Raw genomic sequence first — 14850 nt, 5'->3', positions numbered from 1 at the left:
CCAGGATCACCCCGCGTCGACAAAAAAGCAAGCACGCATGCTTGTTATCTGAACGGACGGACCCCCACCTCCCTTGCCGGAAGCACGAACACCGTTGCGCCGCATTAGCGTTCAACGCAACTGTCGTGACAACAAAACGACTCCGAGTGCCGCAGATTTGCTGTACAACAGACCGGCGCCACCCCGGGCGCAGACACACACCACCGAACCCCAGGAGTGAGCCATGCTCGATCCGATCACCGCACTCTCCAGCCTGCTCACCGACGGCGACATCGCCGCCGCCGCCGACACCGGAAGCAGCGTGGGTCTTCCGTTCTTCACCCTCGACTTCGGCAGCTGACGGTACTATCCGCGCCGACACGAATACTTCCCGCCGACACACAGAGGAGACGGTGTGATTGTCATCCCAGCCCTGCCGGGCCTGACCTCGCTCATTGCGTCATTACTGGAGTCCGACGCCAACACCGAGGTCGACGTCGACACCACCCCCAGCTACGTCCTGAATCTCGGTTCGGCCAGCTTCTTCAGCTGACCCACCGCAGCGCCGCGACGAAAACCGCAGCGAATGTCGGCCGAACGGCGGACATCAGCCAGGATTCCGCCGGAAAGCATGGTCACGATGAGGTCTCGTCGTGTACAAATAGCCGAACGCTTGTCCAGGCGTCCACCAAGTAGGCACCAGCAAACCAGGAGTAACTATGCTCTCGTCTGATCTCGCGGACCTGTTCGGCGGTCTGGCCATCGTGTTCGACGCGCTCGACAGCATCTCCAGCGGCTCCGGCGACGGCGGCTCGACCAGCGGCCTGTCGTCCGAGTAACGCAAGCGAAGCACTCCGAAAGGCCACCGGCTGACGCCGGTGGCCTTTCGCATTCCCCGAGTCGATCAAATCGAATAGCGTTGAACACCAAGAACTTTCATCGAGTCGAACCAGAACACCCCCTACCGGAAATCCGATCCGCCGGGCTGCAGGGTGCGGTAGAACTGGTGCGCCCCTCACCCGGGGCGTCACATCGGACCTCGACCTCAGGAGCAAACATGGGATCGCTCGAGAACATCGTCCACGACCTGATGGGCGTGCAGCCCATCAACTCCCAGGCAATCGGAAGCAGCTTCAGCCCGACCGGATTCGAGCTCAACTTCGGCAGCCTCGGCAGCTTCGGCGTCAGCCTGAGCTAGGGCTCCCGCAATCATTTCGTGATCGAGTGGCGGAATCCGATCCCGGTAGGTGAACCTGTTCGGGATCGGATCCGCCGCCCACGCCGCGCCCCTCCGAGCCCTCGCCGTCCGGCGTCGCCCCGACCGGGTTCAGCTGGCCAGGCGCGGGCCGCAAACGGCATCGCCGGACCCGGTGGAATCCAGCACGAGCAGCACGTCGTTCGACCACTGGAGCAGTCCACGCACATCGAGTCCGTGGGGCGGATCGGCCGCGAACGGCCTGATTCGATTGCTCCCGCGCGCGAGCAGGGTCCGCGCCCCCTTCTGATTGCCCCGACGCAAGTGGGTGAGCGCGACCGCGAGCTGCGCGAGCCCCTGCCACAACGAACGCTCGGCCTCCGGCGCCGACCGCCAGGCATCCTCGAGGACCTCGTGCGCGTGAAACGGCATCCCGGCGTCGAACAGTCGCTGCGCCTCGGCCACCGTGTCGGACGGAGTACGGATCAGACCCTCGGGCGCGCGTGGGACGCCAACCGCCCCACGGGGCAGCGGGCGACCCAGTCCGTCCCGGGGCCTTTCGTTACGGGGCCTGCCCTTCTCGTCCCGTTCGCGCTGCTCCACCGTTCCACCCTATGCGCACATCGCCCGGTCCAACCTGCACCCAACTCGAGCATGTATCCGTTACTGTCGGTAACAGGTCCCTGGGGACCTGGCCACTCGAGGAGAATCATGGGTCACATTCACCGCACCGCCGTCGCCAAGGCCCCCGTCGGCACCGGATTCGCGTACGTCGACGACTACCGCAACGTCCCCCGCTGGATGTTCGGGGTGACGCGCTTCGCGCCCGTCGGCGTGGAGAACCAGGGCCTCGGCGCCACCTTCGACGCGACGATGCAACTCGGCCCGAAGGCACTGCACTCACGGGTCCGGATCACCGAGTGGGAGCAGGACCGGCTGATCCGCCTCGAATCCGTGGACGGCATCAGCAACGGGTCGACGTGGCGCTTCTCCCCCACCGACGACGGTCACACCGAACTGGCCGTCGACTTCGACTACACGCTGCCCGGCGGCCTGCTCGGCAGGGCCCTTGCGAAGATCGTCGAGCCGATAGTCGGCACCGCCGTCGCCCACACCGAGTCCACGCTCCGGGCCCTGGTGGAGGAACTCGACAGGGGCGCACGCCGGTCCTGAGGCGGTGACACCGCCGTTGCGGGGGACCACGATGGAGACACCGATCCCGCTCCCGTGATCGAAGGAGGGCCACCCGTGTCCACCACCGTGTCTCCCACCGACCTACTCGCGCAGCGCCTGCTGGACGCGTCTCTCGGGACCATCGATCTGCTTGCGATCTACCTCGGCGACCGGCTCGGCTGGTACCGCAACCTGGCCTCGGACGGCCCGGCAACGGCGGACGACCTCGCCGCCCGGACCGGCACCGACCCCCGTTACACCCGCGAGTGGCTCGAACAACAGGCCGTGACCGGGCTTCTCGAGGCCGAGGTGAGCGAAGTCGGCCCGCGCCGGTTCACGCTGCCTGCCGCCGCCGCGGAAGTGCTGACCGACACCACCAGCCTCACCTACCTGGCTCCACTCGCCCGGATGTTCGCCGGCGCGGCCGGCCAGCTTCCCGCCCTGCTCGACGCGTACCGCAACGGGGGCGGCGTGGGCTGGGCGCAGTTCGGCGGCGATGCCCGCGAATCCCAGGCCGACATGAACCGGCCCTGGTACGAGCGGGAGCTGCCGGGCGCGCTCGAATCCGTCCCCGACCTCGACTCACAGCTGCGCCGGGCCGGAACCCGGATCGCCGACATCGGCTGCGGCGGCGGCTGGTCCACGATCACGCTGGCCCGCACCTACCCCGACGCGCGCGTCGACGGATACGACGTCGACGAACCCTCGGTGCGGATGGCGACCGGCAACGTCCCGGCTGAGGTCGCCGACCGGATCGCCTTCCACACCGGGGACGCCGCGCAGCTGCCGGGCGCGGCCTTCGACACGGTGTTCGCGTTCGAGTGCGTCCACGACATGCCGGACCCGGTCGCCGTCCTCACCGCTGCGCGGCGGTCACTGCGGCCCGGCGGGTGCGTGGTCGTCATGGACGAGGCCGTCGCGGAGGAGTTCACCGCTCCCGGTGACGAGACCGAACGCCTGATGTACGGCTTCAGCCTGTTCGTCTGCCTTCCCGACGGCATGAGTCATCCGCCGAGCGCGGGCACCGGAACCGTGATGCGGCCGAACACGCTGCGCGACTACGCTTCCGCGGCCGGGTTCACCGGCTTCGAGGTCCTCCCGATCGAGAACTTCGGGTTCTGGCGCTTCTACCGGCTGACCGACTGAAGGCGGCCGGCCGGAGGCACCCTCAGGCCAGAAGCCCCTTGGCGATGTGGGTCACCTGGATCTCGTTGCTGCCCGCATAGATCATCAGCGACTTGGCGTCCCGCGCGAGCTGCTCCACCTTGTACTCGGCCATGTAACCGTTGCCGCCGAACAGCTGCACCGCCTCCATCGCGACCTCGGTGGCCGCGCGCGAGGAATACAGCTTCATCGCCGACGCCTCCGCGAGCGTCACCTTGTTGCCTGCCGCGGTGCGTTCGATCGCGTTGAACACCATGTTCTGCACGTTGAGGCGCGCAACCTCCATCTCGGCCAGCTTGAGCTGGATGAGCTGGAACTGTGCGATCTCCCTGCCCCACAGCTTGCGGTTCTTGGCGTAGTCGATGCACAGGCGCTGGCACTCGTTGATGATGCCCAGTGCGAGTGACGCGATGCCGATGCGCTCGGCCGCGAACGACTCCTTCGCGCTCTCCTTGCCGTCACCCTTCGCAGGGTTCTCGGTCTCGCCGAGCAGCCTGTCCTTGGTGATCCGGACGTTGTCGAAGAACAGCTCGCCGGTGGGCGAAGAGTTCATGCCCATCTTCTTGAACGGAGCGCTCTGAGTGAAGCCCTCCATGCCCTTGTCCAGCACGAAGCCGAGGACCTTGCGGTCCCGGCGATCGACCGAGGCGTCCCCCTCGTCCAGCTTCGCGTACACGATGGTCACGTCCGCGTACGGCCCGTTCGTGATGAAGGTCTTCTGGCCGTTGAGGATGTAGTCCTCGCCGTCGCGGCGGACGTAGGATTTCATGCCGCCGAACGCATCCGAGCCGGAGTCGGGCTCGGTGATCGCCCACGCGCCCACCTTCTCCATGGTGACGAGCTCGGGCAGCCAGCGCTTCTTCTGCGCCAGGGTGCCGCGGCTGCGCAGCGTGCCGACGGTGAGGCCGAGACTCACACCCATCGACGCGACGAGGCCGAGACTCACACCCGCGAGTTCGCTGTTGAGGATCACGCCCATGCTGCCGGCGCCGCTGAACCCGCCGCCCTTCTCCCCCGACTCGGCAACGGTCTCGCCGCGCTCGCGCGCCTCCTCCTTCGCGAAGGCCTTGTCGAGCGCCTCCCGCGCCATCTCGTCCATGCCGAAGGTGGCGTACATCTTCCGGATGATCCCGAACGGAGGCAGTTCACCGCTCTCGAGCTTGTCGACGTGTGGCTTGATCTCCTTGTCGATGAAGCCACGCAGCGCGTCGCGGAACATCAGGTCGGTGTCGGACCACTCGTACATGTCGTGAACTCCAAGTGTTTTCGGGTAAAGAACGCAGACGATGCAAATATAGAACACGTTCTTATTCCGTGTCGCCGAGATCGCCCTGGACAGCGGCGCAGCCGCCGGCGCACACTGCACTCGGGCGACGGCCACATCGGCGCCCATGCGGTCGGGAGCCACAATGAACCATCTGGGATACACGCTCGCATACCTACTCCGGATCACACCGTGGGAACACCCGCGAGCCGGATTTCGCCGCGAACTCGGCGACCACCTGGACCACGAGGAACGGTCGGGCAAGCCCGGTCGGGCCCTCGACGTCGGATGCGGCACCGGCGACCACTCGATCGAACTCGCCGGCCGCGGCTGGCACGTGACCGGCGTGGACGCGGTATATGCGGCCGTCGAACGGGCCCGCCGCAAGGCCGCCGCCGAAAAGGTGGACGTCACGTTCCTCGTCGGCGATGCCACCCGACTGGGCCCCTTCGCCGGTAGCGCATTCGACCTCGTGCTCGACGTCGGATGCTTCCACGGGCTGACCCACTCGCAGCGCCTCGACTACGCGCGGGAGGTCACCGCCGTCACCGACCCCGGCGCGCACCTGCTGATGTTCGCGTTCAGTCCGGGCCGGCGCGGTCCGGTCCCCGCGGGCGTCAGTCACGCGGAAGTGGCGCGGACCTTCACCCACTGGACACTCGACAAGGACGAGGCGTCGGACCCGACCGAGCTTCCCCGCCCACTGCGCAGCGCCGCACCCCGGTGGTACCACCTGACCCGCACCGAGTGACAGGCCGGGATCCCGGGTCGGATTCGGAAAGCGGTCGCGTGTTGCGCTCGGCGACCGCACCGGCGAACGACGATACTGAGGCCATGAGCCGCAAGCCCCTCAATCCCCGCCTCCGCGTCCCGATCGCGGTCGCCGCCGCCATCCAGATCGCACTGACCGGTGCCGCCCTGCTCGACATCCGCCGTCGCGACCCGAACGCGATCCGCGGGTCGAAGAAGGCGTGGACGGCTGCGTCGTTCGTCAACTTCCTCGGCCCGATCGCATACTTCGTCTACGGGCGTCGCCGCGCCTGACGGCCCGCGAACTCAGGCGGCCCGACGCCGTCGCTGGTGCCGACCGCCCGTCAGCCCCCACGTCATGTCGGGTTCGGCACTGCCGGGACGACGCCGCTCGATGCTGAAGTCGGTGATGGGCAGCCGTTCCAGCAGGCGCGGGTCGGCACAGGGGTCGCCGGGAACGCCCTGTTCGAGCATCGAGTAGGCGGTGTGGTTGACCGACTGCACCGCCAACCGCAGCGCGCCGAGAGCAGTCCGTTCCGGGCCGAAGCGCGCCAGGGTGTGACCACCCTGGACCGAGGTGCCGACGACGGCGTAAAAGGCCCAGTCACTGCCCTCCGTCGCGGATGCAGTCGAGGTGCCGGCAGCGAGTCGGGCTTCGGTCGGCGTGGGTACGGTCGCCATGGTGCGCCTTCTTCCGTGTGTGCTTCCCACATCGGTTCCGCTGCGTTAGACGTTAACGCCGGGCACCGACAGGATTGCGGCGCCACGCCCAACCTCGACCGCGCCGTGGTGGCATCATCGCGGCCGTGAACAGTCGCAACGACGTCCCGCCCCCTGTTCTCACCGACGCGGCCGCGGTCCTGGCGGCGCAACCGTTCAGTGTCCTCCTCGGTACCCGGGTCACCGAGTACTCCGAGGGCATCGCCACCCTCGAGATCCCGATCCGGCCCGAGCTGCTGCAGCAGCACGGTTTCGTGCACGGCGGGGTGCTGTCGTACGCCGCGGACAACGCGCTGACCTTCGCGGCGGGCACGGTGCTCGGACCGAGCATCGTCACCTCCGGGTTCACGATCAGCTACCTGCGTCCCGCCGTCGGCACGCTGCTGCGAGCCGAGGCGAGCGTCGTCACCGGCACCGGCAGGCAGGCGCTGTGCAGATGCGAGGTGTACGTCGAGGGCCCGAACGGCACCACGCTGTGCGCCGCCGCGCAGGGATCCGCCGCGTTGATCGACCGGAGCCGGACGGCGAAGTGACCCCCGAACGCACAGTTCCCCGCTGTCACATCGGGCCACTCGAGGTGACCGAATGCGACAGCGGGGAACGGGCGCGGCGCGGGTTACGTCAGTGCATCATCATCGGCGCCGACTCGCCCTCGACGGGCGCGGCCGGCTTGCGGCGCGGCAGGAAGAACGCCGGAATCAGCGTCAGCAGCAGTAGCACCAGCGCGACCATGAAGGTGTTGCCGAACGCGTCCGCGGCCTGACCGAGAATCTGCTCCGCCATGCCCGGAGGCTGCGCGGCGGCAACTTCCGGCACATGCTGCATGGCAACGGTCTTGGTGTCGAGACCCCGATCGAGCATCTGGTTGGTCAGCACCACCGACATCGTCGCGGTGCCGATCGAACCGGCCACCTGCTGGACGATGTTCATCAAGGTCGAACCGCGGGCCACCGTCTGATCGGTGAGCGTCTGCATCGCAGCGGTCATGATCGGCATCATCGTGCAGCCCATGCCGAGACCCATCACGAAGAGCGCCCCGAGCAGCAGCGGATACGGGGTGTCGGCACCGAGCTGGGTGAAGACACCCATGCCGACCGACATCAACGCGACACCGAACATGACGATCTTGCCGGGGCCGATCTTGTCGACCAGGTTGCCCGCGATCGGCATCGTGACCATCGCTCCGATACCCTGCGGGGCCAGCAGCAGGCCCGCCGCGAGGGTGGTCTCACCGCGCACCTGCAGGAAGTAGCTCGGGAACAGCAGGCCGGCGCCCATGAACGCGATCGCGAACAGGCTCGAGGTGCACACTGCGATGGTCAGGTTGCGGTTCTTGAACAGGTGCAGGTCGATCAGCGGGTGATCGGCGCGATGCAGCGAATGGAACACGAACGCGATCACCAGCACCAGGCCGACGACTGCCGAGACGAGAACGCGAGCGGACGCGACGGTCCCGGTCTCGGGGATCGAGGACACACCGAAAAGGAACAGCGCCAGACCGGGCGAGAGCAGCAGCATGCCGAGGAAGTCGAACGACTCCGACGGCTGCGGGTTGTCGGAGGGCAGCAGCACGAACGCCGCGATCAGCGCGATGATGCCGATCGGCAGGTTGATCAGGAAGATCCAGTGCCAGGTCGCGGCCTCGATCAGCCAGCCGCCGAGGATCGGTCCACAGATGGGACCGAGGAGCATCGGGATGCCGAGCACGGCCATCACCCGGCCGACCCGCTGCGGGCCGGCGGCTCGCGTCATGATCGTCATGCCGAGCGGCATCAGCATGCCGCCGCCGAGACCCTGAACCACGCGGAACGCGATCAGGGACTCGATGTTCCACGCCATGGAGCACAGCACCGAACCCGCCACGAACAGCACCAGCGCCGTCATGTAGAGCCGTTTGGTGCCGAACCGGTCGGCCGCCCACCCGGTGACCGGGATGACGGTCGCCAGCGCCAGCGTGTACGCGGTCATCGTCCAGGCGACGGTCGCGTAGGTGGCGTCGAATTCCTGCATGAAGGTCGGCAGCGCGACCGACACGACGGTGACGTCGAGGATGGACATGATGGCACCGAGCACCACCACGCTGGCGATCTTGAGAACTGCGCCGTCGATCTTGTCCGAGGCCGCCGGGGCTCCCGGAGGTGTCGGCGTCGTCATGAGGTCTCCTGACAATTGCGATTGGCTCGGCGGACTTCGCCCGCGAGTGATACTGGCAGAACTGGCGTGCCGGAACGGGTGGGTGATGATCGACCGAGACCCGGTGAATCCACGCACCTCGTGACACAAGGCAAGTGTCAACGATGACGCACACCGCCACCCAAACGCGAACACTTGTGAGGGCAATCACCCAGCCCGTCGATCCGATCACGATGCCGGCCCGTCGGGCAACCGAATATTGCCGTACACCCGGGCGTTCCCCTGCGCGGCTACGCTGCAGTTCATGGCCGACGCCGTCCGCACCCTGATCCTCATGCGCCACGGCAAGTCCGCGTATCCCGACGGCATCGGGGACCAGAATCGGCCACTCGCTCGGCGGGGTCGACGCGAGGCCGCCCTCGCCGGCGACTGGATCCGGCGCACCCAACCGCCGGTCGACGCGGTGCTGTGCTCGACCGCCACCCGCACCCGTCTCACCCTCGCCGCGACCGGTATCGACGCACCGACCCGGTACAGCGACCTGCTCTACGGCGCGACACCGGCGCAGGTGCTGCACGAGATCGCCTGCGCCGACACCGATGTCCGCACCCTGCTTGTCGTCGGTCACGACCCCGGCATTCCTGGCGCGGCGATGGCACTCGACCCGAGGTCGCGATACGCCGACCGGATCTCGGACAAGTTCCCCACCTCGGCGCTTGCGACCCTCTCCGTCACCGACGCCTGGTCTGGGATCCACGCCGCCGGGGCGACCCTGACGGCGTTTCACGTCCCCCGCTGAGGCGGCGCCTCACAAAGGTCACGAGGCGGTGCCTCACCACTCCACCGGGGTGGGCGATGGTTCGGCGATACTGGGGCGCACCCGGCGCCCACCCCAGGAGAGGACCCGCCTTGCCGTTCGATCAGCCGCTCGCCCCTCCGCCCGCCCGCGGCGAGCTGTTCGCCACGTCCCGTCCGGTTCGGACCGGCGACGTCGCCCCGGACAACCGGCTCCGCTTCGACGGGATCGCCCGGTACCTGCAGGACATCGCCTCCGACAATGTCGACGCCGGCGGATTCGGAGACTCCGATCCCGTCTGGATCCTGCGCCGCACGGTGATCGACGTGCTCACCCCCGCGTTGTGGCCGGACCGGATGCACCTGCGCCGGTGGTGCTCGGCCTACTCCACGCGCTGGTCGAACATGCGTGTGCAGTTCCGCAGCGAGGGCGGTGCCCGGATCGAGACCGAGGGATTCTGGATCAACATCAACCCGGACACGGGGATGCCGACCCGGATCAGTGACGGCACCCTCGCCCTGCTCGGCAGCCACACGGACGAGAACCGGCTCAAGTGGAAGTCCTGGCTCGACGAGCCGATGCCGGACGACGACGGCACCGACACCCCGTTCCCGCTGCGGTCGACGGACCTCGACCCCCTCGAGCACGTCAACAACGCCGCGTACCTGCATGCCGTCGAGGACCACGCGATCACGCGCCCCGATCTGCTGGCCGGGCCGCACCGGTTGGTGATCGAGTACCGATCCCCGATCACCTCCGGCGAGCACCTGGTCGTCAGGCGGCGCGAGGACGCGGACTCGGTGACGCTGTGGTTCCTTGTCGATGGCGTCGGCCGGGCCACCGCGCGGATGGCCCGGCTCGACGTCTCCGTCACATGCCCGTGAGGGTCACCCCTTTGCGATCGACACCATCTCGCCGACGTCGAGCAGCTTGACTCGGGGCCGGCCCGCAGCCTTGCCGAGCTCGCGTTCGCGGGCGTCGATCAGCTTCCAGCCCGCCCAGTCGACCTCGTCGGGCTGCCGGTCCGCGAGCAGCGCCACCAGCGCGTCGCGGTCCCCCTTCGGCGGGTTCAACCGGTCTGCCGCAAGGTCTTCGAGGATCAGCGCGACGGTGTCGTGCGAGCACTGCCGGTTGGTGCCGATGACACCCGAAGGCCCCCGCTTGATCCAGCCCGCCGTGTAGGTACCGGCGACCGGCACGTCGGTGCCGACCTCGGTGACGCGGCCGCCGACGTTCGAGATGGTGCCCCGCGCCTCGTCGAACGGCATGTCCGGGACGGGGACCCCGCGGTAGCCGACGGACCTGAGCACCAGGCCGGTCTCGAGGAGCTCGGTGTCGCCGGTGCTGCGGGCGCGCATCGTGCCGGACTCGTCCGCGACCATTTCGTTGCGGGCGACGAGCAGCCCGGTCACGTGGTCGGCGCCCTGCACCTCGACCGGGGAAGCCAGGAACCGCAACACGATTCGCTTGGGGTGACCGGCCAGGGGGCGGGCTGCGTACTCGCGCAGGATGTCGAGCTTGAGCTTCTTCGCCGGGTTGCCCTCGACCTCGGCGGCGCTGACGTCGTCGAGTTCGAGTTCCGCTGGATCGACCACGATGTCGACTCCCGGCAGGTACCCGAGCGCGAGCAGTTCCGGGTTCGTGAACGCCGCCTGCGCGGGCCCGCGGCGGCCGAGCAACACGACCTCCTCGATCGAGCTCGCCCGCAGTGCCTCGACGGCGTGCTGCGCCATGTCGGTCTTGGCGAGGGTGTCGGGATCGACGACCAGCAACCGCGCCACGTCGAGCGCGACGTTGCCGTTGCCGACGATGACGGCTCGCGTACCGGTCAGATCGAATTCCCGTCCGGCATAGTCGGGATGGCCGTTGTACCAGGCCACGAACTCGGTCGCGGCGAGGCTGCCGGGCAGGTCCTCCCCCGGGATGCCGAGGTGCCGGTCGCTGGGCGCGCCAACCGCATAGAGCACCGCATGGTGGTGTTCGAGCAGTTCGGCGTGGGTGATGTGCTTGCCGACCTCGACGTTGAGGTGCATGCGGAACCCCGGCCTGCGGGACACCTCGGCGAAGAGGTCGGTGACGGCCTTCGTCTCCGGATGGTCGGGCGCGACACCGGCGCGCACGAGCCCCCACGGGGTCGGCAGTCGGTCGAACATGTCGACCTCGATCCCGGACCGCTTGAGCGCCAGCAACTCCCGCGCCGCGTAGAAGCCGGAAGGACCGGAGCCGACGATCGCGACCCGGAACGGGTCCTGGTCGGTCTTGGGGAACTTCAGCGACGGTCCGGGGGCCGCGTCCTCGACGTCAACGGCAGCGAAGTAGTCGGCGTTGATCGACGCGTACCGCTCCATCCCCGGGGGCAGGTCGTCGTCGCGGAAGATGGCGTTCACCGGGCAGGCGTCCACACAGAGACCGCAGTCGATGCAGGTCTCGGGGTCGATGTATAGCATTTCGGTGGTCTTGAACGCCCGCTCGTCCGGCGTCGGATGGATGCAGTCCACCGGGCACACCTCGGTGCAACTGGCATCGTTGCAGCAAGGCTGAGTGATCACGAACGCCACTGTCGATCTCCTCCAAACTAGAACCTGTTCTCGCAACAATACCCGGGCAACGCAAGCAGAGTCACCGAGAATCCACGGTTGACCGGCCGAGTTTTTCGACAACGCCACCGACGATCCGCGACGGCCTGCGACACCGGACGACTCACCATGGGTACCACCGGGCGCGCGTGCACCAAAGCGCCCGAAAGGTGAAATTGCGACACATTTGCCGGTTCGCCGGGCGGCGGACCGCTCCGCGCCATACGATGTCCCCGTTTTCTGGCCCATCTGCCATGGACGCACGACCGAGGCTGCCCAGGTGGGTCGAACGAGACCGGGGGAGTTCGACGGTGACCAGGAACGAAAGTTCGCAGCACGAACTATATAAGCACTCGACACCCACATCGGGGAACCCTCGGGCGCGATTCGCCACTCCCGAAGAGATCGAACTCTGGGACGAGTTCGTCGTCCGCAATCCCGACGAGGGCTCCGTCTTCCGCAGTCACGCGTTTGCCGAGTCATTGCGGCTTCAAGGCCACACACCGGTCTACCTGTTCGTGGACGACCTCGCGGTGACCGCGGCCCAGGTGCGGGTTCCACGCCTCGGCTCCTTCTGGCAGATTCCCGGGCCGGGCGTGAGCGACGTCGACGACCTGCTGCTTGTCACCGACGCCCTGGTCGCACTCGCAGCGGAGAACGGGATCTTCACCGTTCGCGTCGACCCGCAGATCAGGGAGGACGACACGGTCCGGCGCCACCTCGAGAGCCGGGGACTCCGGCGCACGATCTCCTGGACCACCGATCACACGGTGCTGGTCGACATCAGCGGCACCGACGAGGAGGTGCTCGGGAGGTTCAGCACGCGCGCGCGGCGGTGGATCAAGCGTGCGGCCCGCGACGGCGTTGTCGTCGAACGGGTCGAGGCCACCGACGAGAACTGCCGACTCAAATACGAACTCCTGCAGGCCACCGCGGATCAGCGGTTCTCGATCATGAATCTCGCTGCGACCACCGGCTCCTACCAGCAGCTCCAGGCGGCGGGTAACGGGCAATTGTTCTTCGCCCGTCACGAGGGAAGGATCGTCGCCGGCGCCTACGCGATGAGGCTCGGAGAAAGCGCGCTGTACCTGACCGGCGCGTCCGTCCGGAAGGATCCGGGAAGCTCGGAGGGTAACGGGCTGGGCGCCCACGGTGTAGGGCACGCGGTGCAGTGGGAAATCATGCGCTGGGCCCGGGAGGGCGGGTGCACCCGCTACGACATGTACGGCTCGCCGTCGTCGGCGACGATCGACGACACGGAGCACCCGCTGTACGGCGTGGGACAGTTCAAGCTGAGTTTCAACAAGGAGGTCACGGACTACATCGGGTGCTACGACGTGCCGGTCCGCCGAATTCCGGCGTGGCTCATGTACCGATCGGAGCGCCTGGCAGTCAGACTCCACCGGTCGAAGCTGTTCGCGCGGATCACCGGGCGGACCGTACGGACCAACCCCGACCTCGCCTGGTTCCGCTGACGGAACCACCGATCACCCGAGGAACTTGCGAAGCCCCACGACCACGGCCGCGACCACGATCACCGCGAGGAGCGCGGGCCAGAATCCGATCGCCCACCACAGCACACCGAAACCGATCACCACCGGCGCGGCGACGATCGCGGCGATTGCCGGGCTTTCCTTGACCGTCTCCAGTGCCGCCTGTGTCTTGTTCCGGTCGATTCCCTTGCCCGCCATCACACCGCTCCCTCAGGTTCGCTCTCGCTGCGCCGGAGCCGAATGTCCGGTTCGTCCCCAACGATAGACGTGAAACGCCCCCACTCCCCCATGCGCAACCTTCACCGCATCGGCGTGGAACTCACTCACGGGCCGCCCGATGGACCTGGTTGTGGACCGGGTTGAGGCCGAGCACGCGCAGGCCGGGCGGTTCGGGCGTCGGAGCTTCCCACCGAGTGCAGTAGTGATCCAGGAAGATCCGGCCGACCAGTTCACCTCGGCTGTGGACGCCGGTCTTCGCGAAGATCGACTTGAGGTGATCCTGAACGGTGAACGGCGACAGGGCGAGCGTGTGGGCGATACCTCGGGTGTCTCGGCCCTGAACGCAGTGCATCGCCACCTGGCTCTCACGATCGGTCAGGCCGTAGGACAGCGCGATCACCGGAGCGACATCTTGCGGAGTGGCGGGGTGGATGATCACCGCCGTTCGTGCCGACCCACGGTTGCCGGTCAGCCGGGTGCCGTAGACCAGCAGCCACACCCCGCTGCGGGTACGGACGCGGACGCGGGCCGCGCGCTCGACCGGGTCGGCGCCCACCGGGATCGCGCGTGCTCGGGCGGCGATCGCCTGTACCACCTTGGCTTCGGACGGTTGCACGGGCGTGGGCTCCTCGACGAATTCGGCGATCCAGCGCTCGGCCGCCGGCGAGATCGACTCCATTCGGCCGTGCTCGTCGAGCACGACGACTCCCGGCCCATGGTCGAGGTCCGTCGTCGCGAACGATGCAGGCTCGCCCAGAACCGCCCGCCGCATTCCGGCGGCGAGGGAAGGCGCCAGCGCCTTCAGCTTCCCGACGTCGGCCTCGGTGAACGCGGGCCGGTCCGAGTGGCGCAGGAATGCTGCGGCACCCCAGTAGATTCCGTCGGCGACCAGCGCCACGCGGAGCTCGTCGCCGAACCCGTACGCCTCGAGCGTGCGGTACCGAGTCGCCCGGGACAGGTCACCGCCGGTGTCGATACTCGTCGAGCCGGCGATCTTTCCGCTGCGGGCCAGGTATCTCCACTGGTTGACGTCGTCGATGGCGTACTCGTGGTGCGCGAGCCAGGATCCCGAGCACTGGACGCCACGGTTGATGCTGCTGGTGAACAAGATCGTTCCCGGGTCGACGGTGTGGACGCAGAACGCGTCGAATCGGAGACCTCCGGAGAGCGTTTCAGCGGCGGCCGCACCGAAATCCACCCAGGTCAGGCGACGATGACGCAGCCGTTCGATGCCGTCGCTGACGTGCGACCACGCATCTCCGGTCACCTCTGAAGCGTACGCCCGTCCCTTCCGGTCACAATCCCAGATTCGCGGGATGGTCTCGTGGCCGCTGCGCCGACCACGCTTGTTCTTGTGACGGCGACACAGTGACCCTCGAACGGGACTG

17 protein-coding genes are annotated in these 14850 nt (G+C 67.8%); 10 read left to right on the top strand and 7 right to left on the bottom strand.

Going from position 1 to position 14850, the window contains the following annotated elements:
• The first annotated feature begins 394 nt into the window (after window positions 1–394).
• Both ACWDU4_RS13750 and ACWDU4_RS13745 read left to right on the top strand, forming a co-directional pair.
• Entirely contained in the window at window positions 395–532 is a 138-nt protein-coding gene (locus ACWDU4_RS13750; RefSeq protein ID WP_450114461.1) for a hypothetical protein, read from the top strand.
• A 504-nt stretch (window positions 533–1036) separates the two neighbouring features.
• Window positions 1037–1177 (top strand): hypothetical protein, encoded by a 141-nt coding sequence (locus ACWDU4_RS13745; protein WP_450114460.1) that lies wholly within the window; start codon window positions 1037–1039, stop codon window positions 1175–1177.
• A gap of 129 nt (window positions 1178–1306) precedes the next feature.
• Here ACWDU4_RS13745 and ACWDU4_RS13740 read toward each other — a convergent pair whose 3' ends face one another.
• Window positions 1307–1777 (bottom strand): DUF309 domain-containing protein, encoded by a 471-nt coding sequence (locus ACWDU4_RS13740; protein ID WP_450114459.1) that lies wholly within the window; start codon window positions 1775–1777, stop codon window positions 1307–1309.
• A gap of 108 nt (window positions 1778–1885) precedes the next feature.
• Between ACWDU4_RS13740 and ACWDU4_RS13735 the strand changes: the two genes are divergently transcribed.
• Together ACWDU4_RS13735 and ACWDU4_RS13730 are read left to right on the top strand one after the other, a co-directional pair.
• The gene (locus tag ACWDU4_RS13735; protein ID WP_450114458.1) at window positions 1886–2347 is read left to right on the top strand and encodes an SRPBCC family protein; all 462 of its coding nucleotides are present in this window, start codon (window positions 1886–1888) and stop codon (window positions 2345–2347) included.
• Window positions 2348–2422: 75 nt separating this feature from the next.
• Window positions 2423–3493 carry a class I SAM-dependent methyltransferase gene (locus ACWDU4_RS13730; RefSeq protein ID WP_450114457.1) on the top strand — a complete coding sequence of 357 codons (1071 nt, stop codon included), beginning with the start codon at window positions 2423–2425 and terminating at the stop codon, window positions 3491–3493.
• Window positions 3494–3515: 22 nt separating this feature from the next.
• Here ACWDU4_RS13730 and ACWDU4_RS13725 read toward each other — a convergent pair whose 3' ends face one another.
• Entirely contained in the window at window positions 3516–4757 is a 1242-nt protein-coding gene (locus ACWDU4_RS13725; protein WP_450114456.1) for an acyl-CoA dehydrogenase family protein, read from the bottom strand.
• Window positions 4758–4920: 163 nt separating this feature from the next.
• On the opposite strand from ACWDU4_RS13725, the gene ACWDU4_RS13720 reads away from it, so the two are divergent.
• Window positions 4921–5526 (top strand): class I SAM-dependent methyltransferase, encoded by a 606-nt coding sequence (locus ACWDU4_RS13720; RefSeq protein ID WP_450114455.1) that lies wholly within the window; start codon window positions 4921–4923, stop codon window positions 5524–5526.
• Window positions 5527–5609: 83 nt separating this feature from the next.
• Window positions 5610–5819, top strand: coding sequence for a PLDc N-terminal domain-containing protein (locus ACWDU4_RS13715; RefSeq protein ID WP_450114454.1), 210 nt, complete (start codon window positions 5610–5612; stop codon window positions 5817–5819).
• A gap of 12 nt (window positions 5820–5831) precedes the next feature.
• Here ACWDU4_RS13715 and ACWDU4_RS13710 read toward each other — a convergent pair whose 3' ends face one another.
• The gene (locus ACWDU4_RS13710; protein ID WP_450114453.1) at window positions 5832–6206 is read right to left on the bottom strand and encodes a hypothetical protein; all 375 of its coding nucleotides are present in this window, start codon (window positions 6204–6206) and stop codon (window positions 5832–5834) included.
• A gap of 125 nt (window positions 6207–6331) precedes the next feature.
• Between ACWDU4_RS13710 and ACWDU4_RS13705 the strand changes: the two genes are divergently transcribed.
• Entirely contained in the window at window positions 6332–6778 is a 447-nt protein-coding gene (locus ACWDU4_RS13705; protein WP_450114452.1) for a PaaI family thioesterase, read from the top strand.
• A gap of 88 nt (window positions 6779–6866) precedes the next feature.
• On the opposite strand, the gene ACWDU4_RS13700 is transcribed toward ACWDU4_RS13705, so the two are convergent.
• Window positions 6867–8399, bottom strand: coding sequence for a DHA2 family efflux MFS transporter permease subunit (locus tag ACWDU4_RS13700; RefSeq protein WP_450114451.1), 1533 nt, complete (start codon window positions 8397–8399; stop codon window positions 6867–6869).
• Between the two features lie 283 nt (window positions 8400–8682).
• Here ACWDU4_RS13700 and ACWDU4_RS13695 point away from each other — a divergent pair, with 283 nt between their 5' ends.
• Entirely contained in the window at window positions 8683–9177 is a 495-nt protein-coding gene (locus ACWDU4_RS13695; RefSeq protein WP_450114450.1) for a SixA phosphatase family protein, read from the top strand.
• Window positions 9178–9287: 110 nt separating this feature from the next.
• Window positions 9288–10058, top strand: coding sequence for an acyl-[acyl-carrier-protein] thioesterase (locus ACWDU4_RS13690; protein WP_450114449.1), 771 nt, complete (start codon window positions 9288–9290; stop codon window positions 10056–10058).
• 3 nt (window positions 10059–10061) lie between these two features.
• Here the strand turns inward: ACWDU4_RS13690 and ACWDU4_RS13685 are convergent, their stop codons facing one another.
• Window positions 10062–11732 (bottom strand): 4Fe-4S binding protein, encoded by a 1671-nt coding sequence (locus ACWDU4_RS13685; RefSeq protein WP_450114448.1) that lies wholly within the window; start codon window positions 11730–11732, stop codon window positions 10062–10064.
• Window positions 11733–12061: 329 nt separating this feature from the next.
• Between ACWDU4_RS13685 and ACWDU4_RS13680 the strand changes: the two genes are divergently transcribed.
• Window positions 12062–13225, top strand: a complete 1164-nt coding sequence (locus ACWDU4_RS13680) for a lipid II:glycine glycyltransferase FemX (RefSeq protein WP_450114447.1) — start codon at window positions 12062–12064, stop codon at window positions 13223–13225.
• A gap of 12 nt (window positions 13226–13237) precedes the next feature.
• On the opposite strand, the gene ACWDU4_RS13675 is transcribed toward ACWDU4_RS13680, so the two are convergent.
• Both ACWDU4_RS13675 and ACWDU4_RS13670 read right to left on the bottom strand, forming a co-directional pair.
• Window positions 13238–13441, bottom strand: a complete 204-nt coding sequence (locus tag ACWDU4_RS13675; protein ID WP_450114446.1) for a hypothetical protein — start codon at window positions 13439–13441, stop codon at window positions 13238–13240.
• Window positions 13442–13562: 121 nt separating this feature from the next.
• Complete coding sequence (locus ACWDU4_RS13670; protein ID WP_450114445.1) at window positions 13563–14729, bottom strand: response regulator transcription factor; 1167 nt, start codon at window positions 14727–14729, stop codon at window positions 13563–13565.
• Window positions 14730–14850 lie beyond the last annotated feature (121 nt).

It is taken from the genome of Rhodococcus sp. NPDC003348 (assembly GCF_053589375.1).
This window is presented reverse-complemented; position numbering and strand designations above follow the sequence as displayed.

Coding starts and splice junctions, on each gene's coding strand:
- ACWDU4_RS13745 (WP_450114460.1), top strand. CDS start 1,037: ATGGGATCGCTCGAGAACATCGTCCACGACCTGATGGGCGTGCAGCCC.
- ACWDU4_RS13735 (WP_450114458.1), top strand. CDS start 1,886: ATGGGTCACATTCACCGCACCGCCGTCGCCAAGGCCCCCGTCGGCACC.
- ACWDU4_RS13725 (WP_450114456.1), bottom strand. CDS start 4,757: ATGTACGAGTGGTCCGACACCGACCTGATGTTCCGCGACGCGCTGCGT.
- ACWDU4_RS13720 (WP_450114455.1), top strand. CDS start 4,921: ATGAACCATCTGGGATACACGCTCGCATACCTACTCCGGATCACACCG.
- ACWDU4_RS13715 (WP_450114454.1), top strand. CDS start 5,610: ATGAGCCGCAAGCCCCTCAATCCCCGCCTCCGCGTCCCGATCGCGGTC.
- ACWDU4_RS13710 (WP_450114453.1), bottom strand. CDS start 6,206: ATGGCGACCGTACCCACGCCGACCGAAGCCCGACTCGCTGCCGGCACC.
- ACWDU4_RS13700 (WP_450114451.1), bottom strand. CDS start 8,399: ATGACGACGCCGACACCTCCGGGAGCCCCGGCGGCCTCGGACAAGATC.
- ACWDU4_RS13695 (WP_450114450.1), top strand. CDS start 8,683: ATGGCCGACGCCGTCCGCACCCTGATCCTCATGCGCCACGGCAAGTCC.
- ACWDU4_RS13675 (WP_450114446.1), bottom strand. CDS start 13,441: ATGGCGGGCAAGGGAATCGACCGGAACAAGACACAGGCGGCACTGGAG.